The organism is Sporosarcina sp. FA15 (assembly GCF_051550195.1).
Classification (GTDB): Bacteria; Bacillota; Bacilli; order Bacillales_A; family Planococcaceae; genus Sporosarcina; species Sporosarcina psychrophila.
This window is the reverse complement of sequence record NZ_CP188818.1, coordinates 497,167-516,841: the sequence shown is the minus strand read 5'-3', so window position 1 is coordinate 516,841 and position 19,675 is coordinate 497,167. Positions and strand designations below refer to the sequence as shown.

Sequence of the window (19,675 nt, the reverse complement as noted above, 5' to 3'; positions counted from 1 at the left end):
GATTACCGAAAAAATGTGTAGGGATGCGACAAATTCGCATCCCTACACATCCAGACATCTCGGTAAAAGTATAGAAGTCATTCAATCCAAGCAAACCAAAAGCAATTATACACGTAGCGCCCAGTGTGTGATGATCCTGGTTACTTTGGTTAATCAACAGACGTGGGATTGCTTAATTACCTTGTCGCAAAGGTAGACAGATACGAATCAATGTACCAACACCGATTGTGCTCTCCACTTCGACTGTACCACTATGGGCTTCCACGAGATGTTTGACAATGGCTAGTCCTAACCCAGTGCCACCCGAGTCACGGCTCCTTGCACGGTCAACACGGTAGAAGCGTTCAAACAGCCGTGCCAGTTCAACTTGTTCGATACCGATTCCTTCATCTTGTACTTCAATAATTACATTTTGCGCTATTCTTTTTACTGAAACAGTGATTTTCGTCTGTTCTTTTGAATAGTTAATCGCATTTGATAAGAGATTCACCATTACTTGAATTAATCGACTTGCATCGCCTTCGATAGCAATTTCATCTGCAATATCCAAGTTGATGGCCATCTTCTTACGCTCCAAACTACCGGAAACGATTTTCAATGCATCATTCATCAGTTCTAACAGCTCAACATGTCCAAACTGAAGTGAAAAGTTTTCTCTTTCCATTGCTGATAATTCGAGCAAGTCATCAATTAATAGATGTAGGCGGTTACTTTCTTTCTGAATGATTTCAAGAAATTCTTTCATTATGACAGGTTCATTCATCGCACCATCTAATAATGTTTCAGTGAACCCTTTAATTGAAGTAATAGGAGTACGAAGTTCGTGGGATACATTTGCAACAAAATCTTTTCTTACTTCTTCAAGCCGGACAAGCTTTGTAATATCATGCATGACAACAACAATTCCGAGCCAATTCCCGTGATGGCCGATAACAGGCGCACCATAAACGCTCATGTAGGAATAATAACCTCCTGAATCAATCCTAACCTGTTTTTCATGTACTTGTTCAGTCATAAAAACATCTTCAATCAAATCTTCAATTTCAATAGGTAAACCAATTGTTTTGAACGTTTTACCTATTGGTTCCTCTTTTGAAAATCCAAACGTCTTTTCAAATACCCCATTTACAAGATTGACTGACCCTTCACGACCAAACATCAAAAGCCCACTACCCATACTTTCTATAAGTGTTTTCAAGCGCTCTTTTTCCATCATTCGAAGTGTCGTCATCTCTTGCAAATTGCTAGCAATTTTATTAATGGAAATCGCAAGTTCATTATCATATTCTGGTTCATCCGTCTTAGTCCTTGCATGGTAATCGCCCTGTGCAATTTGAACGGCCACTTTTGTCACTTCATCGACCGGACGAGCGTATTGCATCATCATCCGCATCGCTATAAAGAGAGAGAGAATAAATGCAATTATCAGCGTGACGATTAAATAGACCCAGTATTGTCGTTGCAGATCAAGTGTGATATCACGCGCGAATAAAGGGAAAAACTGACCCAGGACAATACCGAGGCCAGTTAAAAGAACCGAAAGAAGAATTGCACACGCAATAGTTAATCGGGAATATAAATCTTTCATCAAATTTTCGGCTCCTCAAATTTATAGCCAATTCCCCTTACCGTCTTGATGAAAACAGGTTTCTTCGTGTTTTCTTCGATTTTCTCCCGTAGATGACTGACGTGAACATCGACGATGCGTGTATCGCCAGCAAAGTCATAATTCCAGACTGCACTTAAAAGTTGGTCCCGTGATAGAACACGATTCTTGTTCTGCATGAAATAAACAAGAAGTTCAAATTCCTTAGGTGTGAACTCAAGTTCTACTTTGTCAAGATAAGCTTCATATTGTTCAGCGTGCACAGTTAAAGATCCAGTGGTCAAAATCCCTGTTTCTTCGACACGGCCTGTCCATTCCCCACTACGTCTCAATACAGCCTTAACGCGTGCAACAACCTCTCTAGGACTAAACGGTTTCGTCATATAATCATCCGCGCCAATTTCAAGACCTAGCACCTTGTCGAGCTCGTCCCCTTTTGCCGTCAGCATGATAATCGGAATATCGAGCCCCCGCTGTCTTAACGTTTTGCAGACATCAATCCCATCCATTTTCGGAAGCATTAAGTCAAGTAAAATTAAATCAGGTTTTTCCATTTCTGTTTTCAATACAGCTTCTTCTCCGTCAGCAGCGGTGATTGTTTCGTATTGCGCCTGCTTTAAGTTGTATTCTAATAGTGTTCGAATCGGCTGTTCGTCATCGACAATCAATATTTTCTTTATACTTGAACTCAACTTGCATCAATCCCCTGTCAGAAGTTATCCATTGCTTGTGATGTAAGACGCTCTTCCACTTTTGGCGGAGTGACTGTCACTATTCCAGAAATAACGATATCTTCCTTTTCGTCACACGCTTCTATTGAAATGTCTATTGAGTTTTTTTCTTTATCAACATGAATTACTTCGAGCAAAAAATTGATAGTTGTATAGTGATACACAGCTTTCGGGAATGACAATTGCTGTTTCACGATATGTGAACCAGGTCCAGGTAAATACTTTGAAACTGCGGATGTCACAATCCCTGTCAGCATTATAGTTGGTACGATAGGCAATCCATAAGTCGTCTGTGATGCGTAATCATGCTGGATATAGAGCGGGTTACTATCATTTGTTAGCCCAAGATAGAGTAGGAGATCTTTATCTTCAATTTTTTCTGTCAATTTCAACTTTTCTCCAACGGTGATTTCCTCTATCTTTCTACCTAGGCGTCTTTTCTTCCCTAGTATCAACTTATTTCCCCCTTTTAGTGTGATAATACAAGTTTATCAATAATCAGAATAAAAATCGAGTAGCATATGCTACTCGATTTTTATTAAAGATATTAGACAAGAACTTTCATAACAGCTTTAACTGATTCAGCAGAATTAGCCAATGCCGCCTTTTCGTCTTCAGTCAATTCAAGTTCGATGATTTTTTCGATACCGCCTGCGCCAAGCACAGTTGGAACACCAATGTAAATACCGTCAAGGCCGTACTCACCCTCAAGATATGCTATCGAAGGAAGTACACGTTTCTGATCTTTTAGAATCGCTTCAGCCATTTCAACAAGTGATGCTGCTGGTGCATAGTAAGCAGAACCATTACCAAGAAGGTTTACGATTTCTGCTCCACCTTTGCGTGTGCGATCTACGATTTCTTCAAGACGCTCAGGAGAAATCAACGTTTCAAGTGGAATACCACCCGCATATGAGTAGCGTACAAGTGGAACCATATCATCGCCATGACCGCCAAGAACGAAACCAGTGACGTCTTTAACAGACAAGTTCAATTCTTGCGCTACAAACGTACGGAAACGTGCAGTGTCAAGTACACCAGATTGTCCGATTACGCGTTCTTTCGGCAATCCCGATTCTTTGTATACTGTGTACGTCATAGCATCGACAGGGTTTGTCAATACAATGATGGTTGTATTCGGAGAATGTTTTACGATTTCACCTGTTACGATTTTCATGACTTTTTGGTTCGTCTGAACAAGGTCATCACGGCTCATACCTGGTTTGCGTGCAATACCAGCTGTGATAATGACGATATCAGAGTCTTTTGTATCCGCGTAATCTGAAGTTCCAATAATACTCGCGTCAAAACCTTGAATAGGTCCAGCTTCCATCATATCAAGAGCTTTCCCTTTTGTCGGATTTTCCATTTGTGGAATATCAACGATCACTACATCACAAAGCTCTTTTTGAGCTAAAAGAAATGCTGTAGTCGCACCCGTGAAACCAGAACCGATAACTGAGACTTTTTTACGTTGCATTGTCATGAGTTGTCTCTCCTTTTATTCATATGTATGAGGGGTTGAGCCCTCATTTAATCTACTATAAACCTTCAGCGGTGAAGAAAACCGAAGTCTTCTCCACCGCTAAAGTAGTAATAATTAAAGGTTTTTGATCAATTCATTTGCGAATTCAGATGCTTTCACTTCAGTTGCACCGTCCATAAGACGAGCAAAGTCGTATGTTACAACTTTAGAAACAATTGTTTTTTCGATTGAAGCAGTGATCATAGCTGCCGCTTCGTTCCATCCAAGGTGCTCAAGCATCAAGACGCCTGAAAGAAGGAGTGAAGAAGGGTTAACTTTGTCAAGTCCTGCATATTTCGGTGCAGTACCATGAGTTGCTTCAAAGATTGCATGCCCAGTAATGTAGTTGATATTTGCTCCAGGAGCAATACCAATTCCACCAACTTGTGCAGCAAGTGCATCAGAAATATAGTCGCCGTTCAAGTTCATTGTTGCAACAACATCGAACTCTTTTGGACGTGTCAAGATTTGTTGCAAGAAGATATCAGCAATTGCATCTTTAACGATGATTTTGCCTGCTGCTTCAGCTTCAGCTTGTGCTTTGTTTGCAGCATCAGTTCCATCAGCATCTTTGATTTGATCATACTGGTTCCATGTGAAGACTTTATCGCCGAATTCTTGTTCAGCAACTTCATAGCCCCAATTTTTGAATGCGCCTTCTGTAAACTTCATGATATTTCCTTTATGGACAAGCGTCAGTGACTTGCGGCCTTCTTTAATGATATAAGCAAGAGCAGCACGTACAAGACGTTTTGTACCTTCTTCAGAAATAGGTTTGATACCGATTCCAGAAGTTTCTGGGAAGCGGATATTTTTAACACCCATTTCGTTTTGTAGGAATTCGATTACTTTTTTCGCTTCAGGTGTACCTTCTTTGTATTCAATACCTGCATAGATATCTTCCGTATTTTCGCGGAAAATAACCATATCGCAATCTTCAGGACGTTTAACTGGTGAAGGAACACCTTCAAAGTAACGTACTGGACGTAGGCAAGTGTAAAGATCCAATTCTTGGCGAAGCGCAACGTTCAATGAACGGAAACCGCCACCAATTGGCGTAGTAAGTGGTCCTTTAATAGCGATCAAATACTCATCGATTGTGTCTAGTGTTGCTTGTGGAAGCCATTCGCCAGTTTCGTTGAATGCTTTTTCCCCTGCAAGAACTTCTTTCCACACAAGCTTTTTCTTGCCGTCGTAAGCTTTATCAACAGCTGCTTCAAGTACGCGTGATGCCGAATGCCAAATATCCGGACCAGTACCGTCACCGATAATAAAAGGAATTGTTGCGTGATCAGGAACGTTTAAAACACCATTAGTTACTGTAATTTTTCCACCGTTAGTCATGAATAATTTCCTCCTAAATTCAAAATCAGAGGGCCGGCATATATCTATGCTGCCCCATGTATTTTCGTTCTTATCGTTCTTTAATTGGAACGTATTTTTGCATGCCCGGTCCCGTATAATCTGCACGAGGACGGATCAATCTATTGTTCGCATATTGCTCACGGATATGTGCAATCCATCCCGAAATACGAGATACTGCGAAAATCGGCGTGAATAAATCATGATCGATGTCGAGTGAATGATAGACAGAAGCCGAATAGAAATCGACGTTCGGCGGCAAATTCTTTTCGCCGGTAACAATTTCTTCGATTTTATTGGACATATTGTACCATTTCTCTTCGCCGCGAAGTTCAGTCAAACGCTTAGACATCTCACGCAGATGTTTCGCACGTGGATCACCTTTACGGTAGACACGGTGGCCGAAGCCCATGATTTTTTCTTTGTTATCCAATTTTGCACGGATATATGCTTCTACTTTGTCTTCTGAACCGATTTCCATCAGCATTTTCATTACTTGTTCGTTTGCGCCACCGTGAAGTGGTCCTTTAAGTGCACCAATCGCTGCTGTCACACCTGAATACATATCAGAAAGCGTAGCTACACAAACACGTGCTGTGAATGTAGATGCATTTAGCTCATGGTCTGCATGTAGGACAAGTGCTTTGTCGAATGCTTCAATTGCAATTGCTTCAGGCTGTTTTCCTGAAAGCATGTATAGGAAGTTTTCAGCATAGCCAAGTTCAGCTTTTGGAGCAACCGGCTCAAGGCCTTTACGGATACGTGAGAATGAAGTAACGAGTGTAGCGATTTTCGCTTGAAGCTTAATCGCTTTTTCGTAATTTGCTTCATCAGACATATCTTCTGCATTTTCATCGTATAGTCCAAGTAGAGATACTGCAGTACGCAGTGCAGCCATTGGGTGTACTTCCCCAATAGGATACGTTTTGAAATGATTAAGTACTTCTTGAGGAACAGACATATTCTCTGCAAGCTGTTTTTTCAGCTCTGCAAGCTCGTCCTCTTTTGGCAGACGCTGGTGCCAAAGAAGATAAATAACTTCTTCAAAGCTGGCGTTATCTGCAAGATCATCAATATCATAGCCGACATATGTAAGTGTGTCATCAATAATAGAACTGATTGCTGACTGTGTCGCTACGACTCCTTCCAACCCTTTGGTTGACGTCATATAAATCGCTCCCTCTTTCAGTACAGCTGTCCAATCTACAAAAAGGAGACAGAAGAACAGCTAGTCTGCTAATACTAATTCGCTACTTAAAAACGCTTACAACGACCATTATAATCAATATTGTCATCTTTGTGAATGGATACGCTTGTTTTTGTTTTTAGTTTTATAAAAAGGGGGACGGAAAATGCCAGAAAACCGGAACAAGCAACAAGCATTTCAATCAATTTTCATGAAATGGTTGCCTGCTTTTTTGGCGGGTATTATCCTGTTCACTGTTCCCCCGGCGGCAATCGCTATCATTATCGCCTACTTCACTGCCCCTATCTTATCATCCGTCCGCTCAATGACCAAGCTTCCGCTTACAATTGCAACATTATTCGTTATGACACTTATGCTTTTTTTAATTAGCGCGTTCACTTTCATCGCAATCCATGGGCTTATTGACACCGTTCCAACTGTCGAACGCCATATAGCCCCATTCACACAAAATACCGACATCCCTAGCAAGCTATTCACTTTCCTCGAGGATAAAGTTGTAGAATATGGCCATGCGCTTTTAGAATACACCCTAACAATCATCAGTACCGTTTTTCAACAGTTATTCAGTTTGTTCATTTTCCTCGTTGCTTATTTTTTTGCCTTACGGGAATCCGGAAAAAACCGCTACTGGTTTCTAGTCTATTTCCCTAGCACCATACGCCTGCCAGCAAAAGGTATGTTTACGAAATCCGGTAAACTTATCGGCACTTTCGTATCAGTAGAAGCCCGCTTATTCTTCCTGACATTCTGTATTATCTCAATAGGGTTCTTGCTTCTACGGTTCGAGTCACCCATTGGCAACGCTTTTCTTATCTCGCTGGCAGATAGTCTGCCATTCCTCGGTATCGGCCTGTTCCTACTGCCCATGGCCGCTTTCTTCCTATACACAAACAATTTATATATAGGTATCTCACTTATTTTACTCTATCTATTCACCATGATAACTAGACAAATGGCCGAATCATACATGTGGGCATCCACTTTCCACCTAAAGCCCATTCATGCTTTTTTCATAACGGCTTCTTCCTTCTATTTATTCGGATTACCCGGTATTCTACTGACACCATTCTTACTTTTTACCGCACTGAAAGTCAGACAGCATCCTTTATTTACCGGATAACAATTTGTCCTTTTTTCATTTTATTATAAATCCAATTCTGAATAAATGGTCTGATACTATTTCTTGGTCCTTTGAAAAGGAGTAATAAGCCGACTAAGTCGGTAATGAAACCAGGCATGATTAGCAGAAGCCCCCCAAATAGGATACAAACACTATCAATAAGTGCATCTCCAGGTGTCTCCATAGCTGTCATACGCATTTTCAATTCAGTCCAAGCCTTCATACCTTGGCGTTTGGCGAGATATGCCCCTCCTATCCCCGTGATAAAAATAATAGCTATCGTGGGCAATAGACCTAGCGTCTTCCCTGAATAAATTAGTAAAGCAAGCTCAGCTGCCGGAACAGCAATAAATGTGAGTACTATCCATTTCATGCAAAATTCATCTCCTAAAAAAGGCTGCTTACCGAGCATTTCGGAAGCAGCCTTATCTTATTTATCCCGAATGGGTAGGGCCAATGAGGAAGAATTGCAGTTCATTCCTCCCTGTTGGTTACTTAGGTTTTGCCACAGGACGTGGCGCACTTAGCCTAAGTTCTTTAAACAATCAGTGGGGGATGAAGAACCCCCACTCTGATTGAAGATTAACTTTATAGAACGCTCGCGTGTCCATTATAGATAACGCCAGATTCAGCATCCATCGTAATTTCCTTGCCATGTTGGATAAGCTCGGTAGCATTTTCAACTCCGACAATTATCGGTATACCTAAACTGAGTCCGACAATTGCACCATGACTCGTCAATCCGCCTTCTTCCGTAATGAGTCCTGCGCATTTCTCGATGGCAGGCATCATATCACGATCAGATGCGTTCGTTACAAGAATAGCTCCTTCTGTATCATACGCCAATGCTTCAGCTGCATTTTTGGCTACAACAGTTCGACCATAAGCTACATCTTTGCCAATTCCTTGTCCTCGTGCAAGCAAATCACCTATGACATGTATTTTCATCAAGTTCGTCGTTCCCGCTTCACCAACTGGAACACCTGCTGTAATGATAACCACATCACCATGTCCGACATATTGATGTTTAACACTCTCTTCTACAGACTCTTGCAAGATTTCATCAATCGAAGAAGCTTTTTTTCCAACTATCGGGTAGACGCCCCAGATAAGTGATAGTTTTCTTGAACACATTTCAGATGACGTTACCGCAATAACTGGGCAACCTGGACGATATTTGGCAATCATTTTAGCTGTGTGACCACTTTCTGTTGGGGCAAGGACAGCCTTCACTTTCAAGTTGATAGCCGTGTATGCTGCAGCTTGTCCAATCGCTTCAGTCATATTACCATGTTTTTCTCGTCGACGTGTCGACACTACAGAGCGATAATCGATGGCCGCTTCCGTAGTAAGCGCAATTCGATCCATCGTTTGGACTGATTCGACTGGATAAATTCCTGCTGCCGTCTCTCCTGACAGCATAATTGCATCGGTACCGTCAAAAATCGCATTCGCTACATCGCTCGCTTCTGCACGTGTAGGACGCGGGTTACGCTGCATCGAATCAAGCATTTGTGTTGCCGTGATAACCGGTTTACCCGCCTGGTTACACTTCTCAATCAAATTTTTCTGGACAAGTGGTACTTCTTCTGGTGGTATTTCTACACCCAGATCACCACGTGCTACCATAAGACCATCTGAAACATTCAAAATTTCATCGATATTGTCGACGCCTTCTTGGTTTTCTATCTTCGGAATAATTTGCAGGTTCGAGCCGTTGTTGTTCTCAAGAAGGGCACGGATTTCCATAACATCGGAAGCCCGTCTTACGAATGAGGCAGCTATGAAGTCGACACCTTCCCTAATACCAAACAGGATATCTTCTGCATCTTTTTCCGTCATTCCAGGAAGTTGTACTGAAACACCCGGTATGTTAACGCCCTTATTATTGCTTAATGACCCCGAATTAATAATTAGTGTATGAATTAACCCTCGTGCTACGTCTTTACCAGTAACTTCTAATTGGATTAGACCATCGTCTAAAAGAATGACAGAACCCTCGTTTACATCTTCAATAAGTTTATCGTAACTTACTGAAAATACATCATTGTTTCCTTCGACTTGCGTCATGGAAATATCAATTTTTTGTCCCGTTACAAGTTCCAACTTTCCATTCATCATGGAATGCGTCCGAATTTCAGGTCCTTTCGTATCTAATAGAATCCCAACAACTTTGCCTTTTTCACGAGCGACTTTTCTAATGGAATCGATACGGGCTTTATGTTCCGCATGATTACCATGGGAAAAATTCAGCCTCGCTACATTCATACCAGCCTCAATAAGTTGTTCCAATAATTCCGGTGATTCACTTGCAGGGCCAATCGTACATACTATTTTCGTTTTTCTCATCAAATATCGCCTCTTTTAGTTTTTTTAACAACCCAATTAATTGCACCCAGATTTTAAATAGTGCTCGCTCGATTCAGCCGACATTTTGATGCCCTCTGAATTACTGACTTCGTTCGCGTTTGTCTTCCCACGTATAAAGGCAGGGAATTTTTGCTACACAAAGTTAAATAGACAATTCGTTGGACAGCTTGTACATTTCCATATCCAAACCATTTGATTGTTCGAAAACATCTGTCAACTCATAGTCTACCACCACATGATTTCGCATGCCAATCGCAATGCCACCGCGTCCTTCTTTCAATACTTCTACAGCTTTTGCTCCGTACTGACTTGCAATGACACGATCACGTGCAGAAGGTGAACCTCCTCGCTGAATATGTCCAAGCACTGATATACGTGTTTCGATATCTGCTTCGCGCTTCAATATTTCAGCAAGCTCTGCGGCCGACATAACCCCTTCAGCTACAATAATGATACTATGCTTTTTACCTCGTCCCTTACCGCTTTTCAGCCGTTCGATGATCGTAGGCAATTCATACTTCTCTTCCGGTACAAGAATCGTTTCAGCACCGCCAGCCAGTCCCGCCCATAAGGCAAGGTCTCCAGCATCGCGTCCCATAACTTCAATAATGAATGTACGTTCATGAGATGTAGCAGTATCGCGAATCTTATCGATGGCATCTATGACTGTATTCAATGCCGTATCAAAACCGATTGTGAGTTCAGTGCCATTGATATCATTATCTATTGTTGCTGGAACACAGACACATGGTAGACCAAGAGCCGTTAATTCAAGTGCACCTCTGAACGAACCATCACCGCCAATGACGACTAAAGCCTCAATCCCGTTCAACTTCAATTGTTTCAGTGCTTTTTGACGGCCTTCGAGCGTCCGGAATTCAGCGCTGCGGGCTGACCGTAATATGGTCCCGCCCCGTTGAATTATATCACCCACGGAACCCAGTTGTAGAAGTTCGATTTTTCCTTCGATTAATCCTTGATAACCATTGAAAACGCCTGCAACTTCAAGTCCTTCATAAATTGCTTTCCGAACAACTGCACGAACTGCAGCATTCATCCCAGGCGCGTCTCCCCCACTTGTCAACACAGCAATCTTCTTCATTGAAATCACTCCTATGTAGATTTTTATGAACACGAAAAAATGCGGTCACCCGCATCTTTCTTTTATTCAGAAAAAACGCCTATACAGCGAAATTTATCATAACGATGGTCAACTAAGCCTTTACCATCTAGCGTTCCTAATTCATCCAACGAAGTTCGAATTGCATTCCCGATACTAATAGCTTGCGCTTTCGAGTCACGATGCGCACCACCTCGAACTTCTGGAATAATATCATCGATAATACCCATTTCTTTCAAGTGTGGAGCTGTAATCTTCATAGCTTCGGCAGCTTGTTTGGCAAGACTTGAATCTTTCCAAAGAATGGTAGCGGCTCCTTCAGGTGAAATAACAGAGTAAGTTGAGTGCTCAAGCATATGAATATGATTTGCCACCCCAAGTGCCAGCGCTCCGCCACTCCCGCCTTCTCCGATGACGATAGAGATAACTGGAACAGTCAAGCCAGCCATTTCAACAAGATTACGTGCAATCGCTTCGCTTTGTCCCCGCTCTTCAGCCGCCTTGCCAGGAAAAGCACCTTTCGTATCGATGAAGCAAATGATTGGTCTGCCGAATTTCTCAGCCTGTTTCATAAGGCGCAATGCTTTCCTATACCCCTCAGGATGCGGCATTCCGAAATTCCGTTTGACGTTTTCTTTTGTGTCTTTCCCACGCTGATGGCCGATAACTGTTATTGGAACCGATTCAAATGAAGCGATCCCCCCCACAATTGCTGCATCATCACCATAAGCCCGATCCCCGTGCAGTTGCATAAAATCTTCAAACAACATATTGATATAGTCAATTGTAGTTGGACGTTCCGGATGCCTTGCCACTTGAACACGGTCCCACGGTTCCATATTCTCATATATTTCTTCTTCCAAGTTCTTCAAACGAACCTTTAACGTTCCGATTTCATCTGAAAGGTCAACCGAATTGTTCGCTGTGAACTCTTCAAGTTCTACGATTTTCTCGCGCAGCTTGACGATTGGTTCCTCGAATTTCAACGTTTTCCCCATTTCAGTTAGCCCCTTTCACGTGAAGTCGAACAATCTTAGATATAGTTTCTTTCATATCCGTACGATGAACGACTGCATCCAGTTGGCCGTGGTCCAGGAGAAATTCTGCTGTTTGGAAGTCGTCTGGCAATTTTTCTCTAACAGTTTGTTCGATAACGCGTCTACCTGCAAAACCTATGAGAGCTTTTGGCTCCGCGATATTAATATCACCAACCGATGCGAAACTTGCTGACACGCCGCCTGTCGTTGGGTATGTCATGACTGATATATATAACAAACCTTCACTGGCGTGACGCGTAAGTGCGACACTTGTTTTCGCCATTTGCATGAGTGATAACACGCCTTCCTGCATACGTGCCCCACCGCTCGCCGAAAAGATAATCATTGGAATGCCAAGTGCAGTCGCTTTTTCGATTGCGCGGGTAATCTTTTCACCAACAACCGACCCCATCGAGCCCATACGGAAATGTGAATCCATAATAGCTACAGCAATTTCCAGTCCATCGATTTTACCTATTCCAGTAAGAACTGCCTCATTCAAACCCGTTTTTCTCGAATCTGACTCAACTTTTTCAGTGTAAGCAGGAAAATTAAGTGGATTTTCCGTCTTCAAATGATCGTCAATTGATTTGAATGTCTCTTCATCGAATAGACAAGCTACACGTTCTGCTGCTGTCATCTTCAAATGATGATCACATTTCGGGCAGACTTTCATTAGTTTGATTAGATCTTTTGTTAAAATAATATTTTTACATTCTGGACACTTTGTCATAATTCCTTCTGGTACATCATTTTTAGCGTCAACGGAAGGAATTGTCGTCGTATGCTTTTTTCTATTTTTCATAAATAGATCGCGAATCATTTATTATTGTCCCCTCTTTCACTTTCAACTAGTTCAATCCATTCAGAATAGGCTTCCAACGTGGCAATCACGTTGCCATCACCCAAGTTTAGAAGCAACATTTTCACACTATCGTTTTCATCAACTTTTGTCATTTCACTGAATGGTACTTTACTATATTGTTTTAATAAAAACCAAATTTTAAGCGATAATCGATTTCCCGCTGCAACAATCATCTCACGGACAAGGTCCTCTCGTAAAATTTCCCCATCCTGATCAATTTTTTTCAGCAAGCTCTCCCATACTGGTAATGCCCGTAATGCACTGTCCTTACATATAGCGAGGATTGCCGCCGTTTCGTGAATTCTCCGTGTTTCCTGAACATCGATGACGGAATCGGGCTGTTGCATGATGAAAGCTGCAAGGACTTCAACAAGTTGATGCTTCCTGAAATCGACAAGGAACGTACCTTCACCACGCCGAGTTTCGATAAGCCCGAGCAGTTCCAAACTTCGTAACGCTTCACGAACCGTGGATCTTCCTGCCTGCAGACGTTCTGCCAGTTCACGTTCGGAAGGTAGCTTTCCACCGGTTTCAATGCCCTCTTCTTTAATTATCGATTTAAGTTCACCGACAATATCTAGAAACATTTTCGACGATGGTTTTGGATTTTGCATGCGTGGACCCCTTTGGAAATAGACATGATGATAAGTGGTCTGACCACTCCTGCCTTTAGCATACAGAAAACGATGCTGAACGTAAAGTGAAAGATGGAAATCGAATCAAACCGTAATACACAACACATACTTTTATGCAACGATTAAGAGACATGCCTGTTATATCAGCATGCCTCTTAACTGCCTTTCGTTTGTTGAACAAGTATTTGTGGCTTCCCTCTACGACGTTCGACAGTTCCTTCTACATGAATTATCGCCATTTCAGTAAGCTGACTTTCTGAAATCATATACTGTTTCGGGAATAATGTACAAGAAATTTGTCCCGTCTCATCTTGAATCGTAACAAATGCCATAGATTCCCCTTTTTTCGTTCTTATTCGTTTTATCTCAGTAATCAGACCCACCATTTTCACATATGCGCGGTCTGGAATTCCATCAATTGAAATAATGGTATGGAATCCACCACCTGCCGCTTTTTTCACTTCTGCTGCAGGATGTTCTGAAAGATAGAAGCCAAGTACTTCTCTTTCATATTCGAGTAGCGTCATGCGGGGCAGTGTTCCACCCGGAGAATATTTTGGGCTCGCCACCGAACGAAGCACTTCACTTAATAAATCATCGCCATCATCAGGGCGGATGAACAATGCATGAGATATCGCCGCGTCAATTGAAGCGATCAAAATAGCCCGTGATTCTCCAAACTCATCGAGTGCCCCTGCTTTTACAAGTGGCCTAATCGCCTTCTCAGTAAATACATCCCCACCGACTGATGCTGCCATATCAAATAATGTCTTCCAATTACCACCAGACTTCCTTGCACGCTTTATAGCATCGTAAAATGTAGGCGTCACACCTTTGATAGCGCCAAGTCCAATCCGAATTGAGCCTTTTTCAACTGTATACATATATTTACTGTGCTTAATAGATGGCGGTAAAATCTTAACGCCCGCCGCCTCAGATTCGCGCATTAACTCCATTGCCTTGTCATTATTTCCAGTCATTGATGAAAGGAGTGCAGCATAAAAATAAGCGGGTTCATTCGCTTTTAAATAAGCAAGCCGGTACGAGATAAGGGAATAGGCAACAGCATGACTTTTCGGAAATCCGTAGTCCGCAAACTTTACAATAAGATCGTAAATTGCAACAGCGGTATTTTCCGGAAAACCATTTCCAAGAGCTTTTTGCGTGAAATGAGTTCGTTCATTTTCTAGATTCTCCCGATTTTTCTTACTTACAGCACGCCTTAACAAATCCGCTTCACCCATCGTAAATCCTGCCACGCGGACAGCGATTTCCATGATTTGTTCTTGATAGACGATAACCCCATAGGTTTCTTTCAAAACAGATTCAAGTTGCGGATGAATATACGTTATTTTTTCATTATCATTTTTACGCCTGCTATACAATGGAATATTGTCCATCGGTCCTGGTCTATAAAGTGCATTAATTGCAAAGATATCTTCAAATTTATTCGGTCGAATCAAACGAAGGGCATCTCTCATTCCATCCGATTCAAACTGAAAGATCCCTGTCATATCTCCCGCCCTAAAAAGCTCAAAGGTTTTTTCATCGTTTAGGGGAATCTTTTCAAAATCCAAGCGAATTCCTCTGTCATAAGTAATCATAGATCTGATACGGTCTAATAAAGTTAAATTACGCAGACCTAAGAAGTCCATTTTCAATAAACCTTGTTCTTCAACATCTCCCATCGGCCATTGGGTAAGGTAAATTCCATCCGCACCACTTTGAAGCGGTACCACCTCAACAAGCGGGACAGGCGATAAAATCACACCTGCAGCATGTGTAGATGCGTTACGAGGTAATCCTTCAAGACGAATTGCTCCTTTCAACCAATCATTTCTTAGCGGGTCAATTGCAATCCAATCTTGCAGTGCCTTCGATTCTGCAACTGCCGCTTCAAGCGTAATTCCATGTCTATTAGGAATTTCCTTCGATAAATAAGCCATTTCTTCATTTGAAAAGTCAAACACACGTGCCACATTTCGAGCAACCGATCTGGCAGAAAGCGTGCCAAACGTAATGATTTGCGCAACATTTGTCTTCCCGTATTTCTGTGCAACATAGTCAATTACTTCCGCACGTCGATTATCCGCAAAGTCAATATCAATGTCCGGCATTGTTACCCGGCCCGGATTTAGAAATCGTTCAAAAATGAGCCTATATTTAATCGGATCAACATCTGTGATGCCAAGCGCATAAGCAACGAGCGATCCGGCCGAAGACCCCCGCCCTGGACCCGTCAAGATAGCATTTTCTTTAGCGTAACGCATAAAATCTTCGACAATCAGGAAGTAATCGGCAAAGCCCATTTCACTAATTACACTAATTTCATAACGGAGTCGTTTTTCATATGCCTCATCCACTTTGCCTAGTCGTTTTTGCAAACCCGTCATTCCATTTTGCTCCAACAAACTTGTCGCCGTTTCTCCCGCCGGAACTGGAAACACAGGCATAAGCGATTGACTCGGAGGCAATTCTGCATCACACGCCAAGAGGATACTTGACGTATTTGTAAGCCACTCTGCTCTGTCTGAGAACCATTCAGCAAGCTCAGCTTCTTCTGGTAGATATGCTGCCTTGTGACGGTTTTCAGGCCTAGCAGGGTCATTCAGCTTGAATCCTGTCCGAATTGCTTCCGCAACTTCATAAGCGAATGCATCCTCCTTGTCGGTGTACCGACTTTCATAAACCGCAACGATAGGCGTATTGGTTACATCTGCAATTTTCTCAATTAATTCTTCATCAGGATGTCTGACGCCTTCTGTCCTAGCAACACCAATGAATATCGATGACTTGTCGCAATCCTTTATGACGCGCTGGAACACTTCTTCGTTATGTGATAGTGAAGGCCCCCAGGATATATCCGTCAACGGACAAACGATGATACAGCCTTTGCTGTATGCTTTCAACCATTGTAGCGGCAGCGTTTCAGACTCTCTTACGGAAACGGCACTGCTCATCTTCAACAAATTTCGATAACCTTCATCATCTTTTGCGTAAACGTAAAGAAGAGCAACTACCCCTTCTTCAATTTCTAAAAAGATAGATAATCCTATAACCGGACGAATTCCGTATTTTTTCATCACCTTATAAAATGACCGAATACCGTACAACTTCGAGTTAACGATCGCGACGGCTTTAGCCCCTCTCCTTTTCAGAAGCGGGGCTAAATAATCTAGTTTATTAATTCCACGCAGAAGATCGGCGCCAGTTACTACTTGCGGATAGACAAGTGTCAATGCAATCCCTCCGCCTGTTTTTTATAGACATAATTGTTTTAACTTCGCGATGACTTCGTCTACTTCTTCCCATGAATGAACAGAAGCACCCGAGGCAAGAGGATGTCCACCGCCACCGTATTGGGCAGCTAAAGTATTGATGACAGGACCTTTTGAGCGTAGTCGAACGCGAATTTGATCCTCTTCTTCTATGAATATGATCCATGCACAAATCCCTTGCACGTCACCTAACGCCCCAACGAGTTGAGATGTATCAGATGCAGTTACGCCAAATTGTTTAAGTGTCGCTTTATCTATTTTAACAAATGCGGCTCCATTTTCATCCATGGTAAAGTTTTGGTACATATATCCTTTTAAATGTAGCAATTCCCGCTTAACTTCGTACATTCCCGCAAATAATTCCGGACGATCAAAATCAAATTTGATAAGCTCGCTAACTGCTTCAAAAGTTGTTGTTGTTGTACTTGGAAACAGAAAACGTCCTGTATCCCCGACAATTCCCGCGAATAGCAACCTAGCCACATCAGTGGTCATTTTCCACCCATAAAACTGTTTGCCTTCTTCATACAACGAGTAGATCATTTCAGATGTCGAGCTTGCAGAGGTGTTAACCCATTTGATATCGCCGTATGGGTCTGCATCAGGATGATGATCAATTTTCATAAGTACAGCACCTTCTGTATAAAACTCGCTGTCAATTCGACCCGTGTTTCCTGTATCAGTGACAATCACAAGAGCTCCTTCATAAAACGACCGCTCGACGTGATCTTGTTGCGCGAGATAGGTAAGTGATTCTTCGTGTTGGCCAACTGCAAACACTTGCTTATTAGGATAGTTTGCTTTTATCAATTCCTTCAGTCCTGATTGTGATCCGTATGCATCAGGATCTGGTCTCACATGACGATGAATAATGATTTTATCGTACTTTTCAATTGTGTCGATGATTTGTCTTTTCATATCCGATTCCCCCAAGCTTCGATATATTCAGTTCGCATTCTGCTCCAAAAGCCGCTACAATGTAAGAAGTTTGTATGTAATGGAGGGCTTTCATGTTAACGATAAATTTCATTTTCGTATTTTTCATCATCGCTTCTGCGGTCTTCTACTTTTACTTTAAGACTCGGCAGTTCCGCACAAGATCACTATTTCCAATTCGCAAGAAAATGTATGCTAGTATGTCTGGCGCCTCGCTCGGCGGTTTGCTGTTGTTTTTCGGATTCAATCAGCTGATGCTTTTTGACGGTATCACAACATATGTTATCGCAGCCTTATTTATCCTATTCGGAGCTTACGTAGGTATTTTTAATTTCAAGGCCTATAAACATTACAGAAGCTTTGTAGATGAAGAAACAAAGTTGAACGACAACTGATGCGCACATGTGCATCAGTTTTTTTGTCTTTATACGTTAAAATAGAGAATTCCATTGAATCCGCTGCGGCTACCCCTTGAAAGGCGCCTACGCTCAGTTATCAATACTTCAACTTATATGACCAATTTACGACAGGATGCTGCGTCCTTGGACCGCGTTCTTTAATTATCGTTCAAACAATTGATACATAATCATGGCCTTTGCAACTAGGTCCCCTTCGGTTAGTATGTCGAAATCGACTTTTACAAACCTTCTGCTCATATGTAATATCTTTGGAATAACGACAACTATACTTCCAAGTTCAACATTCTTAATGAAGTACAGTGACATATTTTCCGGGACACTTTCCCCGCGTTTCCGCATTTTGATAGCTCTGTTGCCTGCCTCAGTTAAAAGGGTGGTCAAAGCTCCGTATGACAAAGAACCAAACTGATTCGTCATCTGCGGGATAACTGTAAATTCGACAGTATGCGGTTGTTCAGGAATGGATTTCATCTGATTTTTAACAATATCATCAATTGTTTCACCCTGCTGAGGTTGACGCTGAGTCATTTGAAGCGCCTTCAAGACATCTTGACGACTAATAATTCCAGCAAGCAATCCCGCATCCGAAACAACTGGTAACAAATCAATACCTTCCCAAATCATACTATGCCCAGCCGAAGCAACAGATGTTTTTCCCGTAACTGTTATCGGATGACGTGTCATTACTTTTTCAATCAATTCATCATCCATTTTACCAATCGCGTCACGTGAAGTAATTACACCCACAAGTTTCCCCTTTTTCTCTACAACTGGATAACCAGTATGAGATGTCCTATCGTTCACTTCATGAAAATGAGTGACCTGATCTTTTGCTGAAAGTGTAATTGTGTCAGCGAGCGGGGTCAAAATATCTTCCACCAGCAAAATTTCTTTTTCAATTAACTGATCATAGATTGCCCTATTCAACATCGTTGCTACGGTAAATGTGTCGTAACTCGTCGAAATAACCGGTAGTTCCAATTCATCCGCTAACTTCTTCACTTCATCGGATGCGTCAAATCCACCAGTGACTAGCACTGCAGCCCCTGCAAGAAGCGCAGTTTCATGCGCTTTCAATCTATTTCCGACAATCAAAAGACTTCCCGCATCGATGTAGCGCATCATGTCGTCTAATTGCATTGCACCTATAACGAATTTCGTCAACGTCTTATGTAATCCCCCACGGCCACCGATTACTAGCCCGTCGACAATGTTAAGTACTTCTGCAAATGTGAGTCGTTCAATATTCTCTTTCTTTTTCTTTTCAATCCGGATTGTTCCTACACGTTCAATCGTATTGACGAGCTTCTGATTTTCCGCCTCTTTGATGGCCCGGTAAGCAGTCCCTTCGCTGACAGACAGCGCCTTCGCTACTTGGCGGACCGAAATTTTCTCACCGACGGCTAACCCCTCGATATAGCGGAGTATCAATTCATGTTTTGTCGCCATGTCTTCACCTTTTCT

Annotated in this window: 17 protein-coding genes; 2 read left to right on the top strand and 15 right to left on the bottom strand. The window is 42.1% G+C overall.

Annotated elements, in window-relative coordinates:
* Positions 1 to 172: 172 nt before the first annotated feature.
* The 6 genes from pnpS to citZ all read right to left on the bottom strand — a co-directional run bounded on the left by pnpS (position 173) and on the right by citZ (position 6,392).
* Positions 173 to 1,588 carry a two-component system histidine kinase PnpS gene (gene pnpS, locus ACP8HG_RS02545; protein WP_338656886.1) on the bottom strand — a complete coding sequence of 472 codons (1,416 nt, stop codon included), beginning with the start codon at positions 1,586 to 1,588 and terminating at the stop codon, positions 173 to 175.
* Complete coding sequence (locus ACP8HG_RS02540) at positions 1,588 to 2,298, bottom strand: response regulator transcription factor (protein WP_082786522.1); 711 nt, start codon at positions 2,296 to 2,298, stop codon at positions 1,588 to 1,590. The genes pnpS and ACP8HG_RS02540 overlap by 1 nt, the downstream gene beginning before the upstream one ends.
* A gap of 17 nt (positions 2,299 to 2,315) precedes the next feature.
* Positions 2,316 to 2,792: a MaoC/PaaZ C-terminal domain-containing protein gene (locus tag ACP8HG_RS02535; RefSeq protein ID WP_338652900.1), complete on the bottom strand. Its 477-nt coding sequence runs from the start codon at positions 2,790 to 2,792 to the stop codon at positions 2,316 to 2,318.
* A 92-nt stretch (positions 2,793 to 2,884) separates the two neighbouring features.
* Positions 2,885 to 3,823: a malate dehydrogenase gene (gene mdh, locus ACP8HG_RS02530; RefSeq protein ID WP_187047308.1), complete on the bottom strand. Its 939-nt coding sequence runs from the start codon at positions 3,821 to 3,823 to the stop codon at positions 2,885 to 2,887.
* Positions 3,824 to 3,937: 114 nt separating this feature from the next.
* Positions 3,938 to 5,206, bottom strand: coding sequence for an NADP-dependent isocitrate dehydrogenase (icd, locus tag ACP8HG_RS02525; protein WP_067207657.1), 1,269 nt, complete (start codon positions 5,204 to 5,206; stop codon positions 3,938 to 3,940).
* A gap of 70 nt (positions 5,207 to 5,276) precedes the next feature.
* Complete coding sequence (gene citZ, locus ACP8HG_RS02520) at positions 5,277 to 6,392, bottom strand: citrate synthase (RefSeq protein ID WP_438298133.1); 1,116 nt, start codon at positions 6,390 to 6,392, stop codon at positions 5,277 to 5,279.
* A 184-nt stretch (positions 6,393 to 6,576) separates the two neighbouring features.
* Between citZ and ACP8HG_RS02515 the strand changes: the two genes are divergently transcribed.
* A complete protein-coding gene (locus tag ACP8HG_RS02515; protein WP_187047307.1) occupies positions 6,577 to 7,551 on the top strand; it encodes an AI-2E family transporter in 975 nt (324 codons plus the stop codon).
* On the opposite strand, the gene ACP8HG_RS02510 is transcribed toward ACP8HG_RS02515, so the two are convergent.
* The 8 genes from ACP8HG_RS02510 to ACP8HG_RS02475 form a co-directional block, all read right to left on the bottom strand.
* On the bottom strand, positions 7,541 to 7,924 hold the full coding sequence (locus tag ACP8HG_RS02510) for an FxsA family protein (protein WP_340741811.1): 384 nt from the start codon (positions 7,922 to 7,924) through the stop codon (positions 7,541 to 7,543). The genes ACP8HG_RS02515 and ACP8HG_RS02510 overlap by 11 nt on opposite strands.
* Positions 7,925 to 8,139: 215 nt before the next feature.
* On the bottom strand, positions 8,140 to 9,900 hold the full coding sequence (pyk, locus tag ACP8HG_RS02505; RefSeq protein WP_067207646.1) for a pyruvate kinase: 1,761 nt from the start codon (positions 9,898 to 9,900) through the stop codon (positions 8,140 to 8,142).
* A 163-nt stretch (positions 9,901 to 10,063) separates the two neighbouring features.
* Complete coding sequence (pfkA, locus tag ACP8HG_RS02500; RefSeq protein ID WP_067207620.1) at positions 10,064 to 11,023, bottom strand: 6-phosphofructokinase; 960 nt, start codon at positions 11,021 to 11,023, stop codon at positions 10,064 to 10,066.
* Positions 11,024 to 11,085: 62 nt separating this feature from the next.
* Positions 11,086 to 12,039, bottom strand: a complete 954-nt coding sequence (gene accA / locus ACP8HG_RS02495) for an acetyl-CoA carboxylase carboxyl transferase subunit alpha (RefSeq protein ID WP_338652901.1) — start codon at positions 12,037 to 12,039, stop codon at positions 11,086 to 11,088.
* Between the two features lies 1 nt (position 12,040).
* Entirely contained in the window at positions 12,041 to 12,901 is an 861-nt protein-coding gene (gene accD, locus ACP8HG_RS02490; protein ID WP_438298132.1) for an acetyl-CoA carboxylase, carboxyltransferase subunit beta, read from the bottom strand.
* Positions 12,898 to 13,557: a FadR/GntR family transcriptional regulator gene (locus tag ACP8HG_RS02485; protein WP_067207615.1), complete on the bottom strand. Its 660-nt coding sequence runs from the start codon at positions 13,555 to 13,557 to the stop codon at positions 12,898 to 12,900. Before ACP8HG_RS02485 ends, accD begins: the two co-directional genes overlap by 4 nt.
* A gap of 176 nt (positions 13,558 to 13,733) precedes the next feature.
* Positions 13,734 to 16,817: a DNA polymerase III subunit alpha gene (gene dnaE, locus ACP8HG_RS02480; RefSeq protein WP_067207613.1), complete on the bottom strand. Its 3,084-nt coding sequence runs from the start codon at positions 16,815 to 16,817 to the stop codon at positions 13,734 to 13,736.
* Positions 16,818 to 16,838: 21 nt separating this feature from the next.
* Entirely contained in the window at positions 16,839 to 17,774 is a 936-nt protein-coding gene (locus ACP8HG_RS02475; protein ID WP_067207610.1) for a DHH family phosphoesterase, read from the bottom strand.
* Between the two features lie 92 nt (positions 17,775 to 17,866).
* Here ACP8HG_RS02475 and ACP8HG_RS02470 point away from each other — a divergent pair, with 92 nt between their 5' ends.
* Positions 17,867 to 18,187, top strand: a complete 321-nt coding sequence (locus ACP8HG_RS02470) for a YtpI family protein (protein ID WP_067207609.1) — start codon at positions 17,867 to 17,869, stop codon at positions 18,185 to 18,187.
* A gap of 165 nt (positions 18,188 to 18,352) precedes the next feature.
* Here ACP8HG_RS02470 and ACP8HG_RS02465 read toward each other — a convergent pair whose 3' ends face one another.
* A complete protein-coding gene (locus ACP8HG_RS02465) occupies positions 18,353 to 19,660 on the bottom strand; it encodes a DRTGG domain-containing protein (protein ID WP_067207606.1) in 1,308 nt (435 codons plus the stop codon).
* Between the last annotated feature and the right edge of the window lie 15 nt (positions 19,661 to 19,675).

Coding starts and splice junctions, on each gene's coding strand:
- pnpS (WP_338656886.1), bottom strand. CDS start 1,588: ATGAAAGATTTATATTCCCGATTAACTATTGCGTGTGCAATTCTTCTT.
- mdh (WP_187047308.1), bottom strand. CDS start 3,823: ATGACAATGCAACGTAAAAAAGTCTCAGTTATCGGTTCTGGTTTCACG.
- icd (WP_067207657.1), bottom strand. CDS start 5,206: ATGACTAACGGTGGAAAAATTACAGTAACTAATGGTGTTTTAAACGTT.
- citZ (WP_438298133.1), bottom strand. CDS start 6,392: ATGACGTCAACCAAAGGGTTGGAAGGAGTCGTAGCGACACAGTCAGCA.
- ACP8HG_RS02515 (WP_187047307.1), top strand. CDS start 6,577: ATGCCAGAAAACCGGAACAAGCAACAAGCATTTCAATCAATTTTCATG.
- ACP8HG_RS02510 (WP_340741811.1), bottom strand. CDS start 7,924: ATGAAATGGATAGTACTCACATTTATTGCTGTTCCGGCAGCTGAGCTT.
- pyk (WP_067207646.1), bottom strand. CDS start 9,900: ATGAGAAAAACGAAAATAGTATGTACGATTGGCCCTGCAAGTGAATCA.
- pfkA (WP_067207620.1), bottom strand. CDS start 11,023: ATGAAGAAGATTGCTGTGTTGACAAGTGGGGGAGACGCGCCTGGGATG.
- accA (WP_338652901.1), bottom strand. CDS start 12,039: ATGGGGAAAACGTTGAAATTCGAGGAACCAATCGTCAAGCTGCGCGAG.
- accD (WP_438298132.1), bottom strand. CDS start 12,901: ATGATTCGCGATCTATTTATGAAAAATAGAAAAAAGCATACGACGACA.
- ACP8HG_RS02485 (WP_067207615.1), bottom strand. CDS start 13,557: ATGCAAAATCCAAAACCATCGTCGAAAATGTTTCTAGATATTGTCGGT.
- ACP8HG_RS02475 (WP_067207610.1), bottom strand. CDS start 17,774: ATGAAAAGACAAATCATCGACACAATTGAAAAGTACGATAAAATCATT.
- ACP8HG_RS02470 (WP_067207609.1), top strand. CDS start 17,867: ATGTTAACGATAAATTTCATTTTCGTATTTTTCATCATCGCTTCTGCG.
- ACP8HG_RS02465 (WP_067207606.1), bottom strand. CDS start 19,660: ATGGCGACAAAACATGAATTGATACTCCGCTATATCGAGGGGTTAGCC.